This is a genomic window from Rhodanobacter sp. B2A1Ga4 (assembly GCF_018101315.1).
GTDB classification, from domain to species: domain Bacteria; phylum Pseudomonadota; class Gammaproteobacteria; order Xanthomonadales; family Rhodanobacteraceae; genus Rhodanobacter; species Rhodanobacter thiooxydans_A.
In genome coordinates this window covers 339,356-359,189 of the sequence record NZ_JADBJR010000003.1, presented here as the reverse complement: position 1 = coordinate 359,189, position 19,834 = coordinate 339,356, and the positions used below count along the sequence as shown (strand labels likewise).

The window sequence follows — 19,834 nt, the reverse complement described above, 5'->3', positions numbered from 1 at the left end:
GCGTGCAGGGATCCAGCTTAGCAGCGGCAATCATGGCGTGCGCCGGCGGGGCGGCACGGAGCGTGACCGTACCATGCCCGTTTGGACGGCCAAACAAAACCCGCCGATGGCGGGTCTCGTGGGTGTGTTGGTGCGGCTTGTTGCCGGTGCCGGGTCAGTCGTCGTCGCGGCGGAACGCCTGGCGCAGCAGCAGGAACGCGCCGATGGTGCCGGCGACGATCGCCACGGTCGCCGCCGGATGGCGGTTCACCTGGCGCCGCAACCGGCGATAGTGGTAGTTCGCCTCGTCGGCGAAGTCCTCGGCCGCCCGGCTCAGCTGCCGGCCGTAGGAGCCGCGCCCGCCGAAGCGTTCGTGGATGCGGCGGCGGCCGCGTTCGAGCAGATCCTGCGCACTGCTGCTGGCGCCGTCGGCGTAGTAGCGGGCACGCTCGGTGACATGCTCGGCGGTATCGTGGAGCCGGTGCTCGATATCGTGTTTGCGCATGGGAGTTCTCCTTCGCGTCTGGCCTTGCAGGCTGCCAGCGGTGTCGTGAGCGGGGCGTAAACAGCGGCAGCCTGCGCGCGCTTGCGTTCAGCCAAGCCGGTACTCGCCGCCACGCTGCAGCGCGCGCTGGTACGCCGGCCGGGCATGCATGCGCTGCAGGAAGGCGGACAGCTGCGGATAGCCGGCGTCCAGTCCGTCGCGGGTGGCGAACGCTTCCAGCGGGAAGCTGAGCTGGATGTCGGCGACGCTGAACGCATCGCCGCCGAACCATTCGCTGTCGCCCAGTTCGCCTTCCAGATAATCCAGGTGCAGCTTCAGTTGCGGGTCGACGAAGTTGCGCAGCACCTTGCGCGCTATGCCGCGTGCCACCGGCTTCACGAAGAACGGCGCCGGGGCGTGCTCGACCCGGTTGAATACCAGCTTCAGCAGCAGCGGCGGCATCGCCGAGCCTTCGGCGTAGTGCAGCCAGTAGTTGCAGCGCAGCCGTTGCGGCGTGCCGTGCGCGGGAATCAGCGTGCCGGCCGCGTAGCGGTCGGCCAGGTATTCGATGATCGCGCCGGACTCGGCCAGGGTCAGCTCGCCGTCGGTGATCACCGGTGATTTGCCCAGCGGATGCACCGCGCGCAGTTCGGCGGGTGCCAGCATGGTTTTCGGGTCGCGCTGGTAGCGTTTGATCTCGTACGGCAGGCCGAGTTCTTCGAGCAGCCACAGGATGCGCTGCGAGCGCGAGTTGTTCAGATGATGGACGATGATCATGGGCTGTTCCATGGCGCTTGGTTTGCGGAAGGACTCGGCGGGCGATGTGCTGTCCCGAATCCTGCGGGCTCCCGCCAGGAGGAGGATTCAGTAGATCTCGCCGACGCAGCAGCGCAGGCTGCCGCCGGCCTTCTCGATCTCGTCCAGTTCCACCGTGCCGATCGCGAAGCCGTAGCCGGCCAGCGCTTCGCGCTGCTCGTCGGTGAGCGCGGCGGCGGCGCAGGCGCTCATCCACACGCAGCCGTCGGACAGGGTGATCGCGTTGCCGGCGAAGGCCTGCTTCTGCGCCGGGGTCAGCCAGATCGCGCGATCGCCGCAGGCATGGGCGATCGCCTGCGCTGCGGCCGGGTCGCGGAAGCCGTCGGCGGCGATGATCGCCGCGCGGCTGGCCAGCAGCGCCAGCACCACGTTGGTGTGGTACTCGGTCTCGGCCAGCTCGAAACAGAACGTCAGGCGCAGGCCGAACGCCTTGTGCATCGCCTCGGCGCCGGCCAGGTCGCAGCGCTCGCTGAGGCCGCAGTAACCGACGCCGCGGGCGCGGTCGATGACCAGCGAGCCGGTCAGCTCGGCGACCAGGTCGTCGCAGCCGGACAGGTCGATCTCGTCGTAGCCCAGCACCTCGCCGAAGAACGCCCGGATGTCGGCGCGTTCGGCCTCGCGCCGGCGCACCGGGTGGCGCATGCGGCCGACGATCAGCCGCCCCGGCGCGGTGGCGAACACGTTGTTCGGAAACACCGCATCTGGCGTCGCTGGGTCGCCGGGGAAGGTGATCACCGGCACGTCCGCGCGCAGCGCCTGCGCCAGCGCGCCATGCTGGGCCAGCGCCCTGAGCGGGTCGACCGCCAGGCTCGTGTCCATGTAGCGGTTGTCGCGCGCCGATTCCTCCGCCAGGGCGAATTCGGCCGGCGCCACCAGGAATGCCGCCCGTGCAGTCGCCGCGGCTTCCGGCAGCGGCGCCAGCGTGGCAAATGCTTCGAGGAATTCGGTCGGCGAAGTGGCGATCATGGCGCGGCTTCCTGCGTTGGTGGACATCGGAAATGCCCTCGCAGCATATCCGCTGCCGGTTCGGCCCGCGCAGCGGCTTCCCGGTGAGCTTGCCGACGATGGCAGGTGGCGAACCCCGGGGCAGCCCGGTGCCTCCGTTCAGCTGGCGGACGGGTAAATTGACGCGCGCTTGCCATCTTGCCGACCAGGCTGGCGGCCGATCCCATCTTGCGAGGCAAGTCCCATGGGCAGAGCGGCGGAACGTGTCTACACCGACCCGGCCAGCATCCGGCAGCTCGAATCGCTGGTCCGGGAATTGCCGGCCAATGGCCATGTCGTGCTGCTGCTCAAGGACGGCAGCAGCTGCGACGGCGTGGTCGTCACGCGACCGAACGTGCAGTTGTTTCGCGATGCCGACGAGCACGAAGGAATCAATGCCACGGTGAAACTGGAACGCCCCGACGTGCCGGCGTGGAGTCGGCAGGTCTGGCTCGACCAGATCGCGCGGGTCGAACACGTCGATTCGATCATGGCGAGCGAAAACTGAGCGGGCGAAGCGTTCGACGTGCGCGAGCCCGGTATGTGCCGGACGCGCGACCGCGGACTTCGGGTTCAGGCCAGGTCGTCGGCCAGTCGCGGCGGAAGTGACCGTTGGCCGGGCCGCTGTGACGAATCGCGGCGGGCAGGGGCGAGCCGCGGGACGAGTTGCGTAGAATCCGCCGCATGACCACGACCCGTGGCTACACCTTCTACCAGCGCTGGCGGCGGCCGCTCGAAGTGACCGCCTGGCTGCTGTTCATCGCGTTGAACGCGATCTTTAACAGCATCGACTCGCGCATCGACCATGCCGGTCGCGTGGCGGCGTGGGAGCCGTGGGTGTGGGAATGGAGCAGCGCGCTGGTGATACTGGCGCTGTTGCCGGCGGTGATCGCCGTGGAGCGGCGCTGGCCGATCCGTCTCGACAGCTGGCGGCGCAACCTGCCGCTGCACGTGCTGGCCAGCGTGCCATTCAGCCTGATCCACGTCGGCGGCATGATCGCGTTGCGCACGCTGGCCTATGCCGTCAGCGGCGGGCACTACCGGTTCGGGCCGTGGTGGTTCAATTTCGGCTACGAATACCTCAAGGACATCCGCACCTATTTCGTGATCGTCGGCACGCTGGTGCTGTACCGGCTGTGGTGGCTGCGCCAGCAGGGCGAGGCGAAACTGCTGGCCGCGCCGGACGAGGGTGCGCCGGTGGAACCGGTGGAGCGCCCCGAGCGCTTGCTGGTGCGCAAGCTGGGCAAGGAGTTCCTGCTCAACGCCAGCGAGATCGAGTGGCTGCAGGCCTCGGGCAACTACGTGAACCTGCACGTGCGCGGGCGCGACTATCCGCTGCGCGCGACCATGGCCGGGATCGAGGAGCGGCTCGACCCGGCGCGCTTCGTGCGGGTGCACCGCAGCCATTTCGTCAACCTCGATTACCTGGTCGAGATCGAACCGCTGGAAAGCGGCGACGCACGCCTGCAGATGCGCGACGGCGCGAAGATTCCCTGCAGCCGGCGCTACCGCGCCGCGCTGCGCGAGCGTTTCGGCCAGGCGGACTGAACCGGTGCGGTTGCGTGGTGACCGCGGATCGTTCCAAGCTAGCGGCTTGTTCCCGTCAGGCAGGTCGCCGATGAATCGTATTTTTCTCCGCTACGCCGTGATGGCCTTTTGCGCCACCTGGCTGCTCGCCGGCTGCTCGCCGCAGGGCAGCGCGCCGGCGCCGACCGCAGAGCAGCAGCAGGCCCAGGCGCAGGCGGCCGACGCGGCGCGCAACCTCGACACCTACCGCCAGCTGCTGCGCATCGGCAACGACGAGATGGCGGTGTCGATGGGCAAGGACATCGTCAAGCGTTTCCCCGACAGCGACGCCGCGATGGAAGTGCAGAAGACCCTGCCGGCGATCGAGCAGCGTTACACCGCGGCCAGCGAGAAGAGCCGGCTGGCCGGGCTGTGGCTGTACCAGGTGGCGCCGATGGCCGGCGGCACGCAGTCCACCGCCACCATCGAGAACAGCCTGCCGGCCGGCGGCGAGCGCGTGCGGCTGGTGTTGCGCCGGCACACCGCGTGGGGCCAGAGCGTGTTCCTGTACGGCAGCAAGCCCGGCTTCGTCTGCCGCGGCAATTGCACCCTCGCTGCCACGGTCGACGGCAAGCCGGTGCGGATCAAGGCCTTCGCGCCGTCCACCGGCGAGCCGGCGCTGATGATCCGCGACGACAACGGCTTCATCGCGATGCTGCGCAAGGCGAAGAAGATCAGCATGGACGTCACCCTGGTCGACGGCGAGAAGAAGCAGACGCTGGTCTACGAGGTGGGCGGTTTCGACCCGGCGAAGTGGGTTCCGGTGGGCAAGGGCGGCAAGAAGTAGCCGGTCTGCGCTGGATGGCGTCAACCGAAACGGCGCCCATGCGTCTGGACAGGCAGAGTCTCCATCGAGGACCGCATCATGTCCAAGCCACTCCTCATCGTTGCCGGTGCGCTGATGCTGGGCCTGTCGTGCGTCGGCTGCTCCAGCGTGCCGTACGCCCAGCGCATGAGCGAGCGCCAGGCCGCCTACGCCGCCGCGGCCGGCGCGCCGGTGCGCAGCTTCCGCTTCTTCAGCCTGTACTCGTGGGAGCCGCTCAGCGACACCGAGCTGGCCGTCTACACGCAGCCGAACAAGGCCTGGCTGCTGGACCTCGGCGGCTGCCAGGAGCTGTGCTTCGTCAACAGCATCGGGCTTACCTCCAACCTCGACCAGGTGATGGTAGGCTTCGACAAGGTCCTCACCGGACGGCACAACTTTCCCTGCACCATCACGCAGATCCGCCCGATCGACGTGAAAAGCCTGAAGCTCGCGCAGCAGCAGCAGCGGCAGATCGAGAGCGCGGCGCGCAACGCGGGCAAGCCTGCCGCAGCGCAATGAGGGTCAGTGCAGGAACAGCTTCTCGGTGATCTTCGCCAGCGGCTTTTCCAGCGCGTTCTGCAGGCGCGGCGGCAGGTCCAGCGGCTTGAGCAGCATCTTCACCGTCATCGCCGCCGGGATGTTCCGGCGCAGCAGGCCCTGGGCGCGGTCGCTGATGCGGCGGAACTCGGCTTCGTTGTCCTGGTGCTGCGGGTAGCACTGGTTGAACACGTGGCGCAGCGCGATGTCGCTGTCCTCGTTCTTGATCTCGTTGACCCGGCGCAGCAGCGCGCGGAACACCTGGTAGCGACCGAAGCCCTCGCGCTCGCGGTAAAGTCGGTAGTGCTGGTAGAAATACTTGAAGTGGCGGACTTCGTCGCTCTTGATGTGGTTGGTCAGCTGCTTCAGCACAGGCTCGTCGGTGATCTCGTTGAGCGCGCGGTACAGGCTGGCGGTACCGGTTTCCACCACGCAGCGCGCGGCCAGTTCCAGTCCGCGGCAGGATTCCAGCTGCTCGGCGGTGCACACCGCGCCGTACGCGTTCCAGAACGCGGCGAAGCCCTTGTCCCAGTCGAACTCCGGCCAGACCTTCCTGACATAGGCGGCCAGCGCGCGGCCATGCTGCAGCTCTTCCTGCTCCCAATGCTGGCTGAGCCAGGTCCCCAGTTCCTCGTCGCCGGCGAAATGGTCGACCAGATTGCGCGCGTACAGGTCCGAGCCGCTCTCCACGAAGGACGAGCTGCACAGCAGGAAGAACAGATCCTCGTCATGGCGCACGCGGGCGAGCTCGATGCGCTCGAGGTCGATGCTTTCCAGGGTCCAGGGCAGGGCGGTGGATGGATTCAAGGCGAATGTCCCCGTGCGGCGATGGCGGCGGCCAGTGGCCGTTCGTAGATGACGGCAAGATGACACAGGATACGGCCTGGTCGCGGCGGCGGATTAACGCCGGCCGACTTAGCGCACCACGGTCACCGGCACGTGAGCGCGCGCCAGCACGTTGCCGGACACCGAACCGAGCAGCCAGCGCGCCAGCGCGCCGCGTTCGGTATGGCCGATCACGAGGTGATCCACCTGGTGCTGGTCGATCTGGCTCAACAGCACATCACCGGGACTGCCATAGACCAGCTCGACGTCGACCAGGGTTGCCGCATCCGGCACGATCGCCGTCAACTCATCCAGCAGTTCCTGCACGCGCCGGGTGCCGGAGTCGGCCATCATCAGCGCCGCGGCATCGGCACCGCCTTCCGTCACCTGCAGCACCGACACCACGCGTACCCGCCCGGCGCAGGCGCGAGCCAGGTCGATCGCGAACAGGAACGCGCGACGGGACGCGTCAGAGCCGTCGTAACCGACCAGTGAATACTTGACCATGGTGCTCCTTCGCTTTGCCGGCATCGTCGTGCCGAGTCTATGCAGGGTGCCCGCCGTGCCACAACCTCCGGGCGATGCCGTGCCTGCCGGCGGCAGTCTGCGCGGTGCTTCGTCAGCAGGACATCAAGGCAGAAACCTGAACGGGCAGTCATGCTTCTGCACGCGAATGTCACGCTGTCCTGCACAACCTCCTCTCACCCGCTGCGGCTGCCATCCTGCATCCGCGGCGCATGACGAACCACCCGCGGAAAGCGGAAGGAGACGACGATGATCAAGCGTACATTTGGAATGGCTGCCCTGGTAGTTGCCTGCGCTGGCGCCATGACCGTGCTGCCGTCTGGCAACGCGCAGGCTGCCGAAGCATCGGTGAAATGCGACCTCGTCTACAGCCTGTCCGGCTGGTCGCTGATCTACAAGCATGCCGAAGGCAGCGGCACGGTCACCTGCGACAACGGCCAGCGCGCCAACGTGAAGATCGCCGTGGTTGGCGGCGGCCTCACTGCCGGCAAGTACCACATCGACAATGGCAAGGGCGAGATCAGCAAGGTGCATGGCATCGCCGACGTCTACGGCGACTATGCGCAGGCCGGGGCCGAGGCCGGCGTGGTGAAGAGCGGCACCGTGCAGGTGCTGACCAAGGGCACTACCTCGCTGGCGCTGGCCGGTTCCGGCGAAGGCGTCAACCTGGGCATCTCGGTGGGCAAGTTCACCATCAGCGAGCGCTGATGCCGAGGCACGCATGAAGAAGGAGGGCGCCGCAGGCGCCCTCCTTCTTGGGGACGCGTAAACTGTGGCGGCTGCTTCCAGTTTCTCCCTTCCCCGAACCGGAGTCCGTCATGCGCCGTCTTTCCCGCTTGCTCGTGCTGACCCTGCTGTGTGCCCTGGCCATCCCGGCATTTGCCGCCACCCCGCAAGTCGGCGACAGCGCTCCGGCGTTCCGCCTGCAGGACCAGAACGGCCACTGGCGCACGCCGGCCGATTTCCACGGCCACTGGCTGGTGATGTATTTCTACCCGAAGGATTTCACCCCCGGCTGCACCACCGAGGTATGCACCTTCCGCGATGACATCGCGAAGCTGCGTCAGGCCGGTGCCGAGGTGATCGGGGTGAGCCTGGACGACGTGAAGTCGCACGCCGAATTCGCTGCGAAGTACCACGTGCCGTTCCCGCTGCTGGCCGACGCCGACCGCAGCGTGGCCACTGCCTACGGTGTGCTTGCCTCGCACATCGGCATGCACTACGCCAAACGCACCACCTTCCTGATTGATCCGCAGGGCAGGGTGGCCAAGGTCTACGTGGATGTCGACCCGGAAAAGAACTCGGCCCAGGTGCTGGGCGATCTCGCCGCGTTGAAGGCGGCGCCCTGATGCCGCTGGCGGTGCGCACCGACCCCGCGCCGGCGCGGGGTTTCACGGCCTGGGCGATCGGTGTGTGGATCCTGCTGCTGTTTGCCGCGCTGGGTGCCGTGCAGTATCTGCAGCATGCCGAATACTCCTATCTGGCGGCATCGCTGGTGGTCTTCGCGACCTGCGCCGGCGGCATCTTGCGCCAGGCGTGGGCACGGCCGGTGCTGCAGGTGCTGGCCGTGCTGCTGGCCGTGTGGGCGCTGGTCTCGGGCGCGCTGATGCTGCAGCAATGGGGCGACTTCGACACCGCCAGGCAGCATGCGCAGGCGCAGCCGCAACTGGGCGAGGTGGCGCTGTGGATGATCGCGCGGGCCGAGCGCACCTGGCAGGTCGGCCTGGCGCTCAAGGCCGCCGCCATCCCGCTGCTGCTGGGGCTGGCCTGGCAACTGGGCCGGCCGGCGGTGCGCGCGCAGTTCCGTCCGCGCCCACGTTGAGCGAGCAGTTCAGCGGCGGTTGCGGCAACGTCGGCTATCGCTGAGCGAGTCCATTTCCAGGGAATCTTCATGCGCCTGTCGCGATTGCCGTTCCTGTTCACCCTGCTGCTTGCTGCGCCGTGGCTGCACGCGCAGGACCTGGCGACGACCTGCCACGCCAGCAGCAGCTATGACGTCACCCTGAAACCCGGCAGCCTGCTGTTCGATCGGCCGGCGCCCGCACCGTTCCACGTCGAGCTGCGGCAGGGGGCGCTGCGCACCGACGGTGCCATCGTGAAGCTGAATGCGGAGGACGAGGACCGGCTGGCCCTGTTCGAACGCGACCTGCGCGCACTGGCGCCGCGGGTGCGCACGGTGGCGCGCAACGGCGTGGACATCGCCGCGCAGGCGCTGCGGGCAGAAGCCGACGGCATGGGCCTGGGCGCCGATACGCGGGCCGAATTCAACCGCCGGCTGGATGCGCATGCGGCCGAGTTGAAACGGCGCATCTCGGTCAGCCAGAGCACGCACGACTGGCAGGGTGACGCCGCCAACCAGGCCATGAACCAGATCGCCGGCGACCTGCTGCCGCTGCTGGCGGCCGACCTTGGCCAGCAGGCGATCAACGCGGCGCTGGCCGGCGACCTGCAGGCGGCCGCCAGCCTGCGCGATCGCGCCACCGACCTCGCCACCACGTTGCGCCCGCGCCTGCAGTCGCGCCTGCAGGTGCTGCGTCCGCAGATCGAGGCGCTGTGCCCGTCGATCCAGCGGCTCGCGGCCTTGCAGCAGGGCGTGCGCGGCAGCAACGGGCAGCCGCTGGATCTGCTGCAGGTCCAGCAGTGAGCAGGGCCTGTCGTCAGCTGACTGCCGCACGGTTGGTCGCGTGGTTAATCTCCGGCTAAGTGGGCCGGGGCCAGGATGGCGCACCGATCGACCCCGATCCGCCCGGAGGCGGCCATGCCGCGGCAGTTGCCCGTATCCACCTGCAATACCCTGATCCGGCGCAGCATCGACCTGCGCCAGCTCTATCGCCATGCCGCGGCGGCGTGCGAACCGGGCCTGCGCATGGTGCTGAACGACAACGTGCACACGCTGGACCTGTTGATCGCCGACCTGCAGGCGCAACTGCGTGACCGCGGCGACAGGCCGTGCGAGCACGGCAGCTGGCACGGCACCGTCCACCGGCATCTCGCCGGCTGGCTGGTGCGCACCGCCGCGCGCCACGACAGCGCCTGGATCCGCGTGCTGGCGCATGGCGAGAGTGCCTTGCTGCATGGCTTCGAGCAGGCCATCGCCGCCGCCCCCGCCGAGTCGGTGCTGGTGCTGCGCCGGCAATTGCCGCGTTTGCGCGGCATCCACCTGGACATGCACAGCCTGGCCGGTACCGCGCGCTATTGAACGAAAGTGGCCATGCCCGCGACCGCACATGACATCCTCGATTTCTGGTTTGCCGAAGCGGGCGCCGACCACTGGTTCGCCGCCGATGCCGCGTTCGATGCGCAGATCCGCGAGCGCTTCGGCGAAGCCGTCGAGGCTGCCGCTGACGGCCGGCTGGACGACTGGGCGGGTACGCCATCGGGCTGGCTCGCGCTGTTGATCCTGCTCGACCAGTTCCCGCGCAACCTGTACCGCCACGACCCGCGCGCCTGGGCGACCGACGCCGGCGCGCAGCGCGTGGCGCTGTCGGGGCTGGCTCGTGGTGATGACCGGCAACTGCCCGCCGTGCAGCGCGTGTTCGCCTACCTGCCGCTGGAACATGCCGAGAATCTGGCGTTGCAGCGGCGTTCGGTGGCGTTGTTCGAGGCGTTGTGCGCGGAAGTGCCGACGGCACAGCGCCAACCGTTCGAGGAATTCCTGGACTATGCTCGCCGCCACTGCGAGGTGATCGCGCGCTTCGGCCGCTTTCCCCATCGCAACGCCGCACTCGGTCGGACCGATACGCCGGAAGAAGCGCTCTACTTGGCCCAGCCGGGTGCCGGTTTCTGAGACGCGACGCGATCGGCGGTTCCGGGGTTGCAGTCAGTCCATTCCAGTCAGACCAGGGAGCAGGTCATGCGCATTCGTCTCGTCATCGCGTTGTTCGCGTTCAGTGCCGCTGTGCAGGCGTCCAGCACCCTGCGCGTGGGCAGCCAGGTGCTCACCGCCGGCGACAGCCGCGAGCGGGTGGTCGAGCTGCTGGGCAAGCCCACCTCGAAATCACACGCACGCAAGCCGCGCAGCCATGGCGGCCGTCGCGGCGGCGTGCGCGTGGTGGACAACCACCAGGGCGGCGAGCAGTGGCGCTACCGCCGCGGCGACCACGTCACCGCGGTGACCATCGTCGATGGCCGGGTCAGCGAGATCGAGGATCGCCGGCTCTGAGAGTCCGGTCCGTGCGCGTTGCCGGCGGTCGCGTTGCGTGATTGTCGATACCTCTGCGTGGCAACCTCGGATCCCGGAGTTGCCACTGGATCTACTGCTGTCCAAGCGGTTGGTTCAAGATGGTCGAGAACTCCCGAGGCGCCCCCCAAGCTGGGCGTGGGCAGGCGGAGCGCATCGCTGAAGGCGAGATTAGGTATGCCGTCGCGTAATCAGTTCTGAGCCGGCCAGACCAAACCGGAACGGACAACAACTGATTTCCGTCAATTCTTGCAAGGGAATCATGGTCATCTATAGCGCACGGCGCCACCCAAAGGGGACGGGCGTCGTCGTAACATGCCGCAGAACGTCAGCTCTATGGGTGCCAACCACAAATGCCACTGCCTAGTTGGGCCGAAGTGGAGCGCCAAGTACCCTCACCCGACGGGGCTTGGCACTCTTTCTGCTTGGATTCACGCGAAGCTGTGACGATGGTGACGTGGCCCTTGACACATGCCATAGGTGTGGTAAAGCACCAGCATCAGATGTTACTATTGCCAACTGACCTGGGAAGGCAGGCGCCCTCATATACAGGGCGCCACTTAACATCTAAAGGGGAACCAAAGCATGGTGAAGGATCCTGTGGACGCTCAGCTGAGCGAGCTTGTTCACGAGCTTTGGAGTCAGATTATTGAGTCAATCAACCACGTGGTCGAAGCTGACTCATCGTTTGGCTTCGAAAAATTTGTAGCTCTGGCTAACCCCAGTATCGACCAGATCATCGCGGCCATTCAGCTAGTTGAACCAATTGTTAGTGTCGTGCTGAACAGTTCACAGATTCAAGACGATCCAACCAGAACCATGCAATTGCTTAACTGTCAACAAGCCATACATCTGATCCGACGCACCCATGTGTCGTTGAAAAACGGCGATGAGGCTGAATATCAGGACTGCATTCGAAAACTCCGCAGCCAGAAACAGTGACCACACAGGAGACAAGCAGGAGAACCCTCATGGATACCGCAGGCCTTAAACTCAATTTGCATTCTCTCTACGCACCCAAGAGTCGTGAAGATCTGATCCTGTTGCTCGAGGAAGCATGCGCCGAATTTGCGTACATCAATGCGCATCTCGCCAAGATTATTGAGAGCGGCAAGGTGGCGGAAGCCGCGTAATATCTGGCTAGTGGTTTCAGTAAAAAGCCCCGCTTCGGCGGGGCTTTTCTTTTCAGCTCAACAGCCACCAAGTCAGCGCCGGTGGTCCCAGCACCAGCAGCCAGCGCATGCCGGGCTTGCCTTCCGTGCGGTCGTGCCAGAAGCCATCCTTCGCTAGTGTGGCCCAAGCCGTCACCATGAACACCAGCACCGCGAACGTGGCGCTCACAGAGGAAACGCCGGCGTCTGGCGGTGGTATGTCGTAGCGCTGCAGCATCATCACCCTCCGCACAGATTGCGCTTGATCTTGTTCCGCTCGTAAGACCGCGACGCTTCGGAATCGCCGCCCACGTTTGCGCCGGCCCGCACGCGGTCGCACAAGCTGGATTGGTCCATCGACTGTTCACGCACCGGGGCCCGCTGATCCACCCAGCCATTGCCCGTGAAGTGCTGTCCGCTGGCGGTGAATCCCGTCACATTCACCGGCGCCGCCTGGTTGTACGTCGACGGGCATGGGGTTTTCTGGATCCACGTGCGGCGGCCCGCGGTGCACTGGTACGCCACCGTGGGCGCAGGTGCCACCTCTCTTCCCTGGCCAGCCGTGTTCGCGTAACCGTCGGCCGGCGCCTGGCCCTGCACCACACGCTGCTGCACCACCTGCGGCTCCGTGGCCTGTGGAGATGGTGCGCGCGCCATCGACTCATCGTACTGGCGGTGCTTCAGCTGCGGCTGCTTCGGCGGGCACGGCGTGTTCTGGTACACGTTCACGCCGTTCGTTCCCTTGCAGGTGTAGATGTCGCCCGCATGCGCCCAGCCCGCGCATACCAGCAAGCCGGCGACCAACCACCATCGCATCATCCCCATCTGCTGGCTCCCTTTGCAGTCTGCGGGTAAGCCTACCCCTAAAAATCGCCAGCAGCACGCTGCTTGGCACTGCCAGCAGCAACTGCTCGACACTTTCGAATCCAGCATATGGTGTGGCATGAGGGCGGCCGATGCCGTAGCGATGGCAGTGGCGATAGCGGTGCAGTTGCAAGTGATCCTGCTAGGCTGGCTTCCGGTATTTTGCAGATGACGAGATCATGTTCGATGTTTCCGTTGCACCGGGGGCGACTCGCGCAATGTCCGCCTATACCGACCAGGCGGTGCAGCTAGGGTTGCGCCTGGCCGGCGCGCTGCTGGTATTGCTGGTCGGCATGTGGGTGGCGCGCCGGCTGGCCAATTTCGCGCAGCGCGCGCTGGGCCGGGCCAGTGTCGATTCCACGCTTGGCGGCTTCCTGCGCAACCTGATCTACGGCGTGCTGGTGGTCTTGCTGGTGGTGACCGCGCTGGGCGTGCTGGGTGTGCCGTCGGCGCCGATGGTCGCCGCGCTCGGCACCGCCGGGCTGGCGATCGGGCTGGCCCTGCAGGGTTCGCTCAGCAACCTGGCGTGGGGCGTGCTGCTGGTGGTGTTCCGGCCGTTCCGGGTCGGCGACTACGTCAGTGCCGGCGGCACCGAGGGCACCGTGCAGAGCATCAACCTGATGCATACCCAGCTGCTGCTGCCGGACAACCGCGAGGCGATCCTGCCGAACGCGAAGGTCGGCGGCGACGCCATCATCAACTACAACCGCCGGGGCACGCGGCGCTTCGAGCTGAAGTTCGGCATCGCCTATCGCGACGATGCGGAGCAGGTGATGGCCACGATCATGCAGCTGATGGCGGCGGACCCGCGCATCCTGAAGGATCCGGCTCCCGGCGTGTGGATCGAGGGCCTGAGCGGGCAGACGGTGAACCTGGTGCTGCGCGGCTGGACCCTCGGCAGCGACAACTGGGGCGCGCAGACCGACCTGCTGCACGCGATCAAGCGGCGGATCGACGCGCAACAGATCAGCGTTCCCGTGGTGCCGCGCGAAGTCACCCTGGTGCAGGGCGTGCCGAAGGCCGATTGAAGCTACTGCACCGTCACCGCGCGGCGGTTGTCGCCGGAGACCTTGTCGATCAGTTCGTTGTAGGGATCGATACCGGCCAGCGCGGGCTTGCCGTCGACGGTCACGGTGAGCGTGCTGTCACCGTCGGGCAGCAGGCGTTTTCCCAGGTACAGCGGCTTGCCGTCCTTGCCGTTGCCTGGCGGAGCGGCGAACACGCCGATCTCGATCGGGATGTCCGGCTTCGCTGCGGTTTCCTTGCCGCTGCCGTCGACGTAGACCTTGCCGGCGTGCACCTGCAGGCTCACTTCGTACTTGCCGTTCGGCAGCTTCTTCGCGGTGGCGCCGGTGAGGCGGTTGTCGAACAAGGTGATCTTCCAGAACAACTCGTCCAGCAGCGGCTGCCACTTCGGGTCGAGCGCCTTGCCCAGCGAGGCCATGAATTCCTGCGAAGTGGTGTACGGCGGCTGCTGGAAACCCTTGTCGAGCAGGAACTGCTTCAGCACCGCGTTCAGCATGCCTTCGCCGACGTAGTCCTGCAGCGCGTAGAACACCAGCGAACCTTTCTTGTAATGGATGTACTGCTGGTTCTCGACCTTCGCCAGCGGCTCCTCGGCCAGCTTCTCGGTGGCACGCCCAGCCAGGTAGCCGTCCAGTTCGTACTTCAGGAACTTGTGCATCTGGCCGGCGCCGTATTTCTGCTTCATCACCATCAGCGCGGAGTACTGCGCCAGCGATTCGCTGAGCATGGTCGAGCCCTGCATGTTCGCGCCGACCACCCGGTGCGCCCACCACTGGTGCGCCACTTCGTGAGCGGTGACGTAGTAGGGATAGTCGATCCGGCTCTTGTCGCGCAGGTCGGCGATGAAGCCCAGTGCCTCGGAAAACGCGATGGTGCCGGGGAAGGACTGCGCGAAGCCGTAGTAGTTGGGCACTTCGGCGATGCGCAGCTGGCGGAACTGATAGGGCGTGTAATGCGTGTCGTAGTAAGCCAGCGCGTCCCGCGCGCCCTCGATCATGCGGTCCACGTTCCAGGCGTGGGCGGGGTTGTAGTACACGGCGATGGTGGTGCCGTGGTCGTCCACGCGCTTCACCGCCCAGCGCGCCGACATCCACGCAGCGAAGTTCAGCATCGGGTGCTGCCCGCCGTCATGAAGCGTGGTGTAGTGGAAATGATGCCGGCCGCCGGCGATCCACTCCTTCTGCAGCACGCCGGGCGCCAGCGCGATCTGGTCGGCGGCGGTGGAGATCGTGGTATCGAAGTCGATCCAGTCGGCGTCGTTGCTGATGTAGGTGTTGGCGCGCGCCTTCTGGTCGCCCAGTGGAGGCATGCGCGGCACGTCCAGCGGCAGGCCGTACTTGCGGCGGTCGTTGCGGTCGACGAGCTGGTTCTGCGGCTGGTAGCCGAACTGCGGCAGCACGCCGCTGTTGAAGAACGTGCCGTTGTGGGCGAGGAACTTGCCGTCGGGTTCGTTGGTGAAACCCTTCGGCGCATAGGTGATGTCGAAGTCGAACGGCATCGACGCGCCCGGCGCCAGCGGCGTGCGCAATGTGTAGATGGCGAAGCCGATGCGCTTGTCGTCGCTCACCGTGTCGTGCGGCGCGAAGTCCAGCGAATTCACCGTGAAGTCGGGGTCGAAGTTCACGTACAGCGTGTCGATCGGCGCCGTGGTCCTGTTGAGCAGCGTGTAGTGGCCACGGATCTCCAGCCGGCGCCGGTAGGGGTGGATGTCCACCTCGGTGCGTACCGAGGTGATGCGCGGCTGCGGTGCGTCGAGGTATTTCGCGTACCGCTTCTCGTAGTCGGCGCGCTCGCGTTTTTCCGCGGTGCCGCTGCGATAGTGGTTGAGCACGTTGGTGTTGTAGTAAATCCAGAGGCCGCTGCCCGCGAAGGCCAGCAGCGCCAGCCCCAGCGTGATACGCGACGGTCCGCGGAAGCGCGTGCCTGCCTCGCGCCACCGCTCGCGCCACGACTGCCCGGTGCCGCGCACCCAGAACAGCGCCGCCAGCACCAGCAAGGCGACGGCGCAGCTAGCCCAGTAGAAGTCGAACCACAGCGTGGCCTTGAGGAAATGGCCGAAGCCGTTGAGGTCCGAATACGGCGTGGAGGGCGCGGCGGCGTAGTTGTAGAGGTTGTGCTCCCAGTGCAGCAGAGGGAAGGCGATCTGGCAGACGAACCACAGCACGGTCAGCAGATAGCCGAGGAAGCGGTTGTTGGACATCACCTGCAGGAACAGCGCCAGCACCGCCAGCAGCGCGAGCGGAATCGCCTGCAACGCCAACGTGCCCAGGTACAGGCCTGGCTCGATGTGTGTGTAACCGTGGGCCAGCTGCCAGCCGATGCCGAACACCGCACCGCAGGCGAGGAAAACCACGATCACCGCCAGCAAGGCGCCCAGCTTTGCCGCCAGCGGCACCCAGTCCCGCAGCGGGAACGCGTCGCTGACCTCGGCGCTGCGCTGCATGCGTTCGCGCCAGACCAGCTCGCCGGCGTAGAACATCACGATGACGTACAGCAGCCATTGCAGGGCACCCTGCGATATCTCCAGCACGCTGTGCGTCACCGGCCAGGTGGCGGTGCCGTAGATGCGCCCGGACAGCGCCAGGCTGAAAGCGAGGTTGACCAGGCCGAACACCAGCATCACCAGGAACGGCACGCCGCGCAGCACGCTCCAGGTATCGAACACCAGCAGGTGGCGCAGCTGGACCCATTGCGCGCGCCCGTCGCTTGCCAGCTGCGCCGCCGGCGGCGCCGGCGCGGTGGTGCCGGCGGCGTGGCGCAGGATCGGCGGCTCTGCGCGCCGCGTGCGCCGGCGCCACCGCAGGCCCTCGCGGTCGGTGCGGAACAGCGCGAACGCGGCGCCGGCAAGCACTACCGCGATGCCGGTCCACAGCAGTCGGTTGAACAGCAGCAGGCCGTCCAGCGCCGGCAACTGTCGGTTGAGCTGGTCCGCCGACCAGTAGCGGGTGACGATCTGCAGGGTGCGGTTGCCGAATGGGTCGAGGATCGCGGCCAGTGCGTGGTGGTTGACGTCCTGGGTCAGCAGCCTGGCCACCGAGAGCAACACGATGAAGGCGATCACGCCGATCAGCGTGGCCAGCAGCGAGCGGGTGGCGGTGGCGAGCAGGAACAGCCATGCCGCGATGAACAGCAGGTTCGGCAGCAGCATCACGCCGAACGCCCAGGCGTAGCCGCGCCAGTCCGGTGGCCCCAGCCGCGCCGCCTCGATCCACGGCATGCTGCCACCCGCCGCCAGCCCCAGCGCGCACAGCAGCATGATCGCCACCGTCACCAGGTAGCCCGCTGCGAAGCGCCCGCCGAGATAGGCGCGCTTGCGCACCGGCGTGGTGAACATCAGTTCGGCGGTGCCATGGTCGAAGTCGCGCAGGGCCGCGCCGGCGACGAAGACGGCCACCAGCAGCAGGCACAGCGGCGCGAGGTTGTCGAGCAGCCGCACGATCACCAGCGGCGCATTGCGCAGCACGTTGCCGCTGGCGCCGCCGACGATCACCGCGTCGGTGCTGGCGAACGCGAAGGCCAGCGCGGCGAACACCGCCGCGATGATCCAGAACAGCGGTGCCTTCAGTTGCTGGCGCAGCTCGAAGCGGAGAATTTCGGAAAACATCGGTCGTCCTCGCCGCGCGGTCAGGCGGCTTGCACCGTGGCCTGCGCGCGCAGGCGGCCGAAGTAGACGTCCTCCAGGTCGGGCGCGACGGCTTCGAAGCCTTCTTCCGGCAACGCGTCGGCCAGCACGTGCAGCAGGGTGCGGCCGCCGGCGAGGCGGATGGACAGGATGTTCATGCGGGCGCGGTAGCCGTCCAGTTCGGCCTTGTCGATCGTGCGTCGCCAGACGCGGCCATCCAGCGAGCGGATCGCCTCGGCCGGCTCGCCGCTGAGCAGCACCTGGCCCTGGCCGATGATCGCCATGCGCGAGCACAGGTCGGTGACGTCCTCCACGATGTGGGTGGACAGGATCACCACCACCCGCTCGCCGATCTCGGCCAGCAGGTTGAGGAAGCGGTTGCGTTCCTCCGGGTCGAGCCCGGCGGTGGGTTCGTCCACGATCACCAGCCGCGGGTCGCCGATCAGCGCCTGGGCGATGCCGAAGCGCTGGCGCATGCCGCCGGAGTAGGTGCCGAGCTTGCGCTTGCGCACGTCCCACAGGTTCACCTGGCGCAGCAGCGATTCCACCAGCTCGCGCCGCTCGCCCTTGGCGACGACGCCCTTGAGCACGGCAAAGTGTTCCAGCAGGGCCTCGGCCGACACCTTCGGGTAGACGCCGAATTCCTGCGGCAGGTAGCCGAGCAGGCGCCGGGTGGCCTGTTTGTCGGCCAGCAGGTCCATCCCGCCCAGCTGGATCGTGCCTGCGTCGGGGTCCTGCAGCGTGGCGATGGTACGCATCAGCGAGGACTTGCCGGCGCCGTTGGGGCCGAGCAGGCCGAACATGCCGTTGGGGATGTCCAGCGACACGCCGCGCAGCGCCCGCACGCCGTTGGCGTAGGTCTTCGACAGGTCGCGAATGGTCAGCATGGGGTGTTTTCCTGCGCCGCCATGCGGCTTGGTCATGCGGGTCAGGTTACGGGAAGGGGGCGGCCCGGTGCGTGCGCTCAAGGTCATGCATACGTATGCGCATGGTAAATGGCGCGGCGACCCCACGATCCGGGCGTACGGATCGGCCCTGCCTTCGTTATGATTGAACTCTTGTATGCGGCCGCCATCCCCGAGCGGCACGCCATCGCCGCAGGAGTCACCATGGCCGACCTCAAAGAAGCCCGCGTTCCCGATATCGGCCACGCGGACGTTCCCGTCATCGAAGTGCTGGTCAAGGCCGGCGACCGGGTGGAGAAGGAACAGAGCCTGATCACGCTGGAATCGGACAAGGCGACGATGGAAGTGCCTTCGCCGTTTGCCGGCACGGTGAAGGAAATGAAGCTGAAGGTGGGCGACGAGGTGTCCGAGGGCGCGGTGATCGCGGTCATCGAGGCCGATGGCGCAGCCGCCGAAGCGGTCGCCACCAAGCCTGCCGCAGCGGCCCCAGCCCCAGCTCCGGCAGCTCCCGCACCGGCACCGGCACCCGCCGCAGCGAAGCCCGCGCCGAGCGCCGGCCAGGGCGCGCAGCCGGGCCACGCGCCCGAGGGCGACGTGTCGCCGCAGGCGCGCCCGCCGATGGATGCCAGCATCGTGATGCCCGGCGACGCGCCGTACGCCAGCCCGGCGATCCGTGCCTTCGCACGCGAGCTGGGCGTGGATATCCAGCAGGTCAAGGGCAGCGGCCGCGGCGGTCGTATCCAGCGCGAGGACGTCAGCACCTACGTCAAGCATGCGCTCGCCTCCGGCGCACGGCCGGTGGCCGGCACCGCCGCCTCGGTGGGTGGCCTGAACCTGCTGCCGTGGCCGAAGGTCGACTTCGCCAAGTTCGGCGAGATCGAGGAGAAGCCGCTGTCGCGCATCCAGAAGATCTCCGGCGCGAACCTGGCGCGCAACTGGGCGATGATCCCGCACGTCACCCAGCACGAGGACGCCGACATCACCGAGATGGAGGCATTCCGCAAGAAGCTCGGCGAGGAAAACAAGGACCTGAAAGTTTCGCCACTGGTGTTCCAGATCAAGGCCGTGGTCGCCGCGCTGAAGCAGTTCCCGCAGTTCAACGCCTCGCTCGACGAATCCGGCGAGAAGCTGATCCTGAAGAAGTACTTCCACATCGGCATCGCGGTGGACACGCCCGACGGCCTGGTGGTGCCGGTGATCCGCGATTGCGACAAGAAGGGCCTGCTCGACCTGGCCCGCGACCTCGCCGAGATCTCGAAAAAGGCGCGCGACAAGAAGCTCGGCCCGGCGGAGATGTCGGGCGGCTGCTTCTCGATCAGCTCGCTCGGCGGCATCGGCGGCACCTACTTCACGCCGATCGTCAACGCGCCGGAAGTGGCCATCCTGGGCGTCTCCAAGTCGGTGACCAAGCCGGTGTGGAACGGCAAGGAATTCGCGCCGCGGCTGATCCTGCCGCTGTCGCTGTCGTACGACCACCGGGTGATCGACGGTGCGCTCGCCGCGCGCTTCGCCAGCTTCCTCGCCAACCAGCTCGGCGACATCCGCCGGCTGCTGCTCTGACCGGA

At 67.0% G+C, this 19,834-nt stretch carries 24 protein-coding genes; 15 read left to right on the top strand and 9 right to left on the bottom strand.

From position 1 onward, the window contains the following. Nucleotides 1-154: 154 nt before the first annotated feature. The 3 genes from IMW82_RS12535 to IMW82_RS12525 form a co-directional block, all read right to left on the bottom strand. Complete coding sequence (locus IMW82_RS12535) at nucleotides 155-484, bottom strand: hypothetical protein (RefSeq protein ID WP_211004676.1); 330 nt, start codon at nucleotides 482-484, stop codon at nucleotides 155-157. 87 nt (nucleotides 485-571) lie between these two features. Then, complete coding sequence (locus IMW82_RS12530) at nucleotides 572-1,240, bottom strand: glutathione S-transferase (protein WP_211004675.1); 669 nt, start codon at nucleotides 1,238-1,240, stop codon at nucleotides 572-574. Nucleotides 1,241-1,327: 87 nt separating this feature from the next. Next, complete coding sequence (locus tag IMW82_RS12525) at nucleotides 1,328-2,245, bottom strand: arginine deiminase-related protein (RefSeq protein ID WP_211004674.1); 918 nt, start codon at nucleotides 2,243-2,245, stop codon at nucleotides 1,328-1,330. Nucleotides 2,246-2,468: 223 nt separating this feature from the next. On the opposite strand from IMW82_RS12525, the gene IMW82_RS12520 reads away from it, so the two are divergent. The 4 genes from IMW82_RS12520 (at nucleotide 2,469) to IMW82_RS12505 (ending at nucleotide 5,153) form a co-directional block, all read left to right on the top strand. Further along, nucleotides 2,469-2,771, top strand: a complete 303-nt coding sequence (locus IMW82_RS12520; protein ID WP_211004673.1) for a DUF3247 family protein — start codon at nucleotides 2,469-2,471, stop codon at nucleotides 2,769-2,771. 176 nt (nucleotides 2,772-2,947) lie between these two features. Continuing rightward, nucleotides 2,948-3,811, top strand: a complete 864-nt coding sequence (locus IMW82_RS12515) for a LytTR family DNA-binding domain-containing protein (RefSeq protein WP_211004672.1) — start codon at nucleotides 2,948-2,950, stop codon at nucleotides 3,809-3,811. A gap of 70 nt (nucleotides 3,812-3,881) precedes the next feature. Continuing rightward, the gene (locus tag IMW82_RS12510) at nucleotides 3,882-4,616 is read left to right on the top strand and encodes a hypothetical protein (protein WP_211004671.1); all 735 of its coding nucleotides are present in this window, start codon (nucleotides 3,882-3,884) and stop codon (nucleotides 4,614-4,616) included. A gap of 78 nt (nucleotides 4,617-4,694) precedes the next feature. Further along, entirely contained in the window at nucleotides 4,695-5,153 is a 459-nt protein-coding gene (locus IMW82_RS12505; protein WP_211004670.1) for a DUF6491 family protein, read from the top strand. 3 nt (nucleotides 5,154-5,156) lie between these two features. Here IMW82_RS12505 and IMW82_RS12500 read toward each other — a convergent pair whose 3' ends face one another. Both IMW82_RS12500 and IMW82_RS12495 read right to left on the bottom strand, forming a co-directional pair. Continuing rightward, entirely contained in the window at nucleotides 5,157-5,978 is an 822-nt protein-coding gene (locus tag IMW82_RS12500; RefSeq protein ID WP_211004669.1) for a ferritin-like domain-containing protein, read from the bottom strand. A gap of 108 nt (nucleotides 5,979-6,086) precedes the next feature. Then, a complete protein-coding gene (locus IMW82_RS12495; RefSeq protein ID WP_108470606.1) occupies nucleotides 6,087-6,503 on the bottom strand; it encodes a universal stress protein in 417 nt (138 codons plus the stop codon). A gap of 267 nt (nucleotides 6,504-6,770) precedes the next feature. On the opposite strand from IMW82_RS12495, the gene IMW82_RS12490 reads away from it, so the two are divergent. The 9 genes from IMW82_RS12490 (at nucleotide 6,771) to IMW82_RS12450 (ending at nucleotide 11,834) form a co-directional block, all read left to right on the top strand. Beyond that, on the top strand, nucleotides 6,771-7,229 hold the full coding sequence (locus IMW82_RS12490; protein WP_108470607.1) for a hypothetical protein: 459 nt from the start codon (nucleotides 6,771-6,773) through the stop codon (nucleotides 7,227-7,229). A 110-nt stretch (nucleotides 7,230-7,339) separates the two neighbouring features. Further along, on the top strand, nucleotides 7,340-7,870 hold the full coding sequence (locus tag IMW82_RS12485; protein WP_108470608.1) for a peroxiredoxin: 531 nt from the start codon (nucleotides 7,340-7,342) through the stop codon (nucleotides 7,868-7,870). Continuing rightward, entirely contained in the window at nucleotides 7,870-8,343 is a 474-nt protein-coding gene (locus IMW82_RS12480) for a hypothetical protein (RefSeq protein WP_211004668.1), read from the top strand. Before IMW82_RS12485 ends, IMW82_RS12480 begins: the two co-directional genes overlap by 1 nt. A gap of 69 nt (nucleotides 8,344-8,412) precedes the next feature. After that, the gene (locus IMW82_RS12475) at nucleotides 8,413-9,165 is read left to right on the top strand and encodes a DUF2884 family protein (RefSeq protein ID WP_211004667.1); all 753 of its coding nucleotides are present in this window, start codon (nucleotides 8,413-8,415) and stop codon (nucleotides 9,163-9,165) included. A gap of 114 nt (nucleotides 9,166-9,279) precedes the next feature. Continuing rightward, nucleotides 9,280-9,720 (top strand): DUF2383 domain-containing protein, encoded by a 441-nt coding sequence (locus tag IMW82_RS12470; protein ID WP_108470611.1) that lies wholly within the window; start codon nucleotides 9,280-9,282, stop codon nucleotides 9,718-9,720. A 12-nt stretch (nucleotides 9,721-9,732) separates the two neighbouring features. Further along, complete coding sequence (locus IMW82_RS12465) at nucleotides 9,733-10,308, top strand: DUF924 family protein (protein WP_211004666.1); 576 nt, start codon at nucleotides 9,733-9,735, stop codon at nucleotides 10,306-10,308. A gap of 66 nt (nucleotides 10,309-10,374) precedes the next feature. Continuing rightward, entirely contained in the window at nucleotides 10,375-10,683 is a 309-nt protein-coding gene (locus IMW82_RS12460) for a DUF2845 domain-containing protein (RefSeq protein ID WP_211004665.1), read from the top strand. A 603-nt stretch (nucleotides 10,684-11,286) separates the two neighbouring features. Next, nucleotides 11,287-11,643 (top strand): hypothetical protein, encoded by a 357-nt coding sequence (locus tag IMW82_RS12455; protein ID WP_211004664.1) that lies wholly within the window; start codon nucleotides 11,287-11,289, stop codon nucleotides 11,641-11,643. Nucleotides 11,644-11,672: 29 nt separating this feature from the next. Next, complete coding sequence (locus IMW82_RS12450; protein WP_211004663.1) at nucleotides 11,673-11,834, top strand: hypothetical protein; 162 nt, start codon at nucleotides 11,673-11,675, stop codon at nucleotides 11,832-11,834. 52 nt (nucleotides 11,835-11,886) lie between these two features. Here IMW82_RS12450 and IMW82_RS12445 read toward each other — a convergent pair whose 3' ends face one another. Together IMW82_RS12445 and IMW82_RS12440 are read right to left on the bottom strand one after the other, a co-directional pair. Continuing rightward, nucleotides 11,887-12,093, bottom strand: a complete 207-nt coding sequence (locus IMW82_RS12445) for a hypothetical protein (RefSeq protein WP_211004662.1) — start codon at nucleotides 12,091-12,093, stop codon at nucleotides 11,887-11,889. After that, nucleotides 12,093-12,668, bottom strand: coding sequence for a DUF4124 domain-containing protein (locus IMW82_RS12440; RefSeq protein ID WP_244754314.1), 576 nt, complete (start codon nucleotides 12,666-12,668; stop codon nucleotides 12,093-12,095). The genes IMW82_RS12445 and IMW82_RS12440 overlap by 1 nt, the downstream gene beginning before the upstream one ends. A gap of 227 nt (nucleotides 12,669-12,895) precedes the next feature. Between IMW82_RS12440 and IMW82_RS12435 the strand changes: the two genes are divergently transcribed. Beyond that, on the top strand, nucleotides 12,896-13,744 hold the full coding sequence (locus IMW82_RS12435; RefSeq protein ID WP_211004660.1) for a mechanosensitive ion channel domain-containing protein: 849 nt from the start codon (nucleotides 12,896-12,898) through the stop codon (nucleotides 13,742-13,744). A 2-nt stretch (nucleotides 13,745-13,746) separates the two neighbouring features. Here the strand turns inward: IMW82_RS12435 and IMW82_RS12430 are convergent, their stop codons facing one another. Together IMW82_RS12430 and IMW82_RS12425 are read right to left on the bottom strand one after the other, a co-directional pair. Beyond that, the gene (locus tag IMW82_RS12430; RefSeq protein WP_211004659.1) at nucleotides 13,747-17,346 is read right to left on the bottom strand and encodes a M1 family aminopeptidase; all 3,600 of its coding nucleotides are present in this window, start codon (nucleotides 17,344-17,346) and stop codon (nucleotides 13,747-13,749) included. Nucleotides 17,347-17,366: 20 nt separating this feature from the next. Next, entirely contained in the window at nucleotides 17,367-18,251 is an 885-nt protein-coding gene (locus IMW82_RS12425; protein WP_211004658.1) for an ABC transporter ATP-binding protein, read from the bottom strand. A 108-nt stretch (nucleotides 18,252-18,359) separates the two neighbouring features. On the opposite strand from IMW82_RS12425, the gene aceF reads away from it, so the two are divergent. Further along, entirely contained in the window at nucleotides 18,360-19,829 is a 1,470-nt protein-coding gene (aceF, locus tag IMW82_RS12420) for a dihydrolipoyllysine-residue acetyltransferase (RefSeq protein WP_345777132.1), read from the top strand. Nucleotides 19,830-19,834 lie beyond the last annotated feature (5 nt).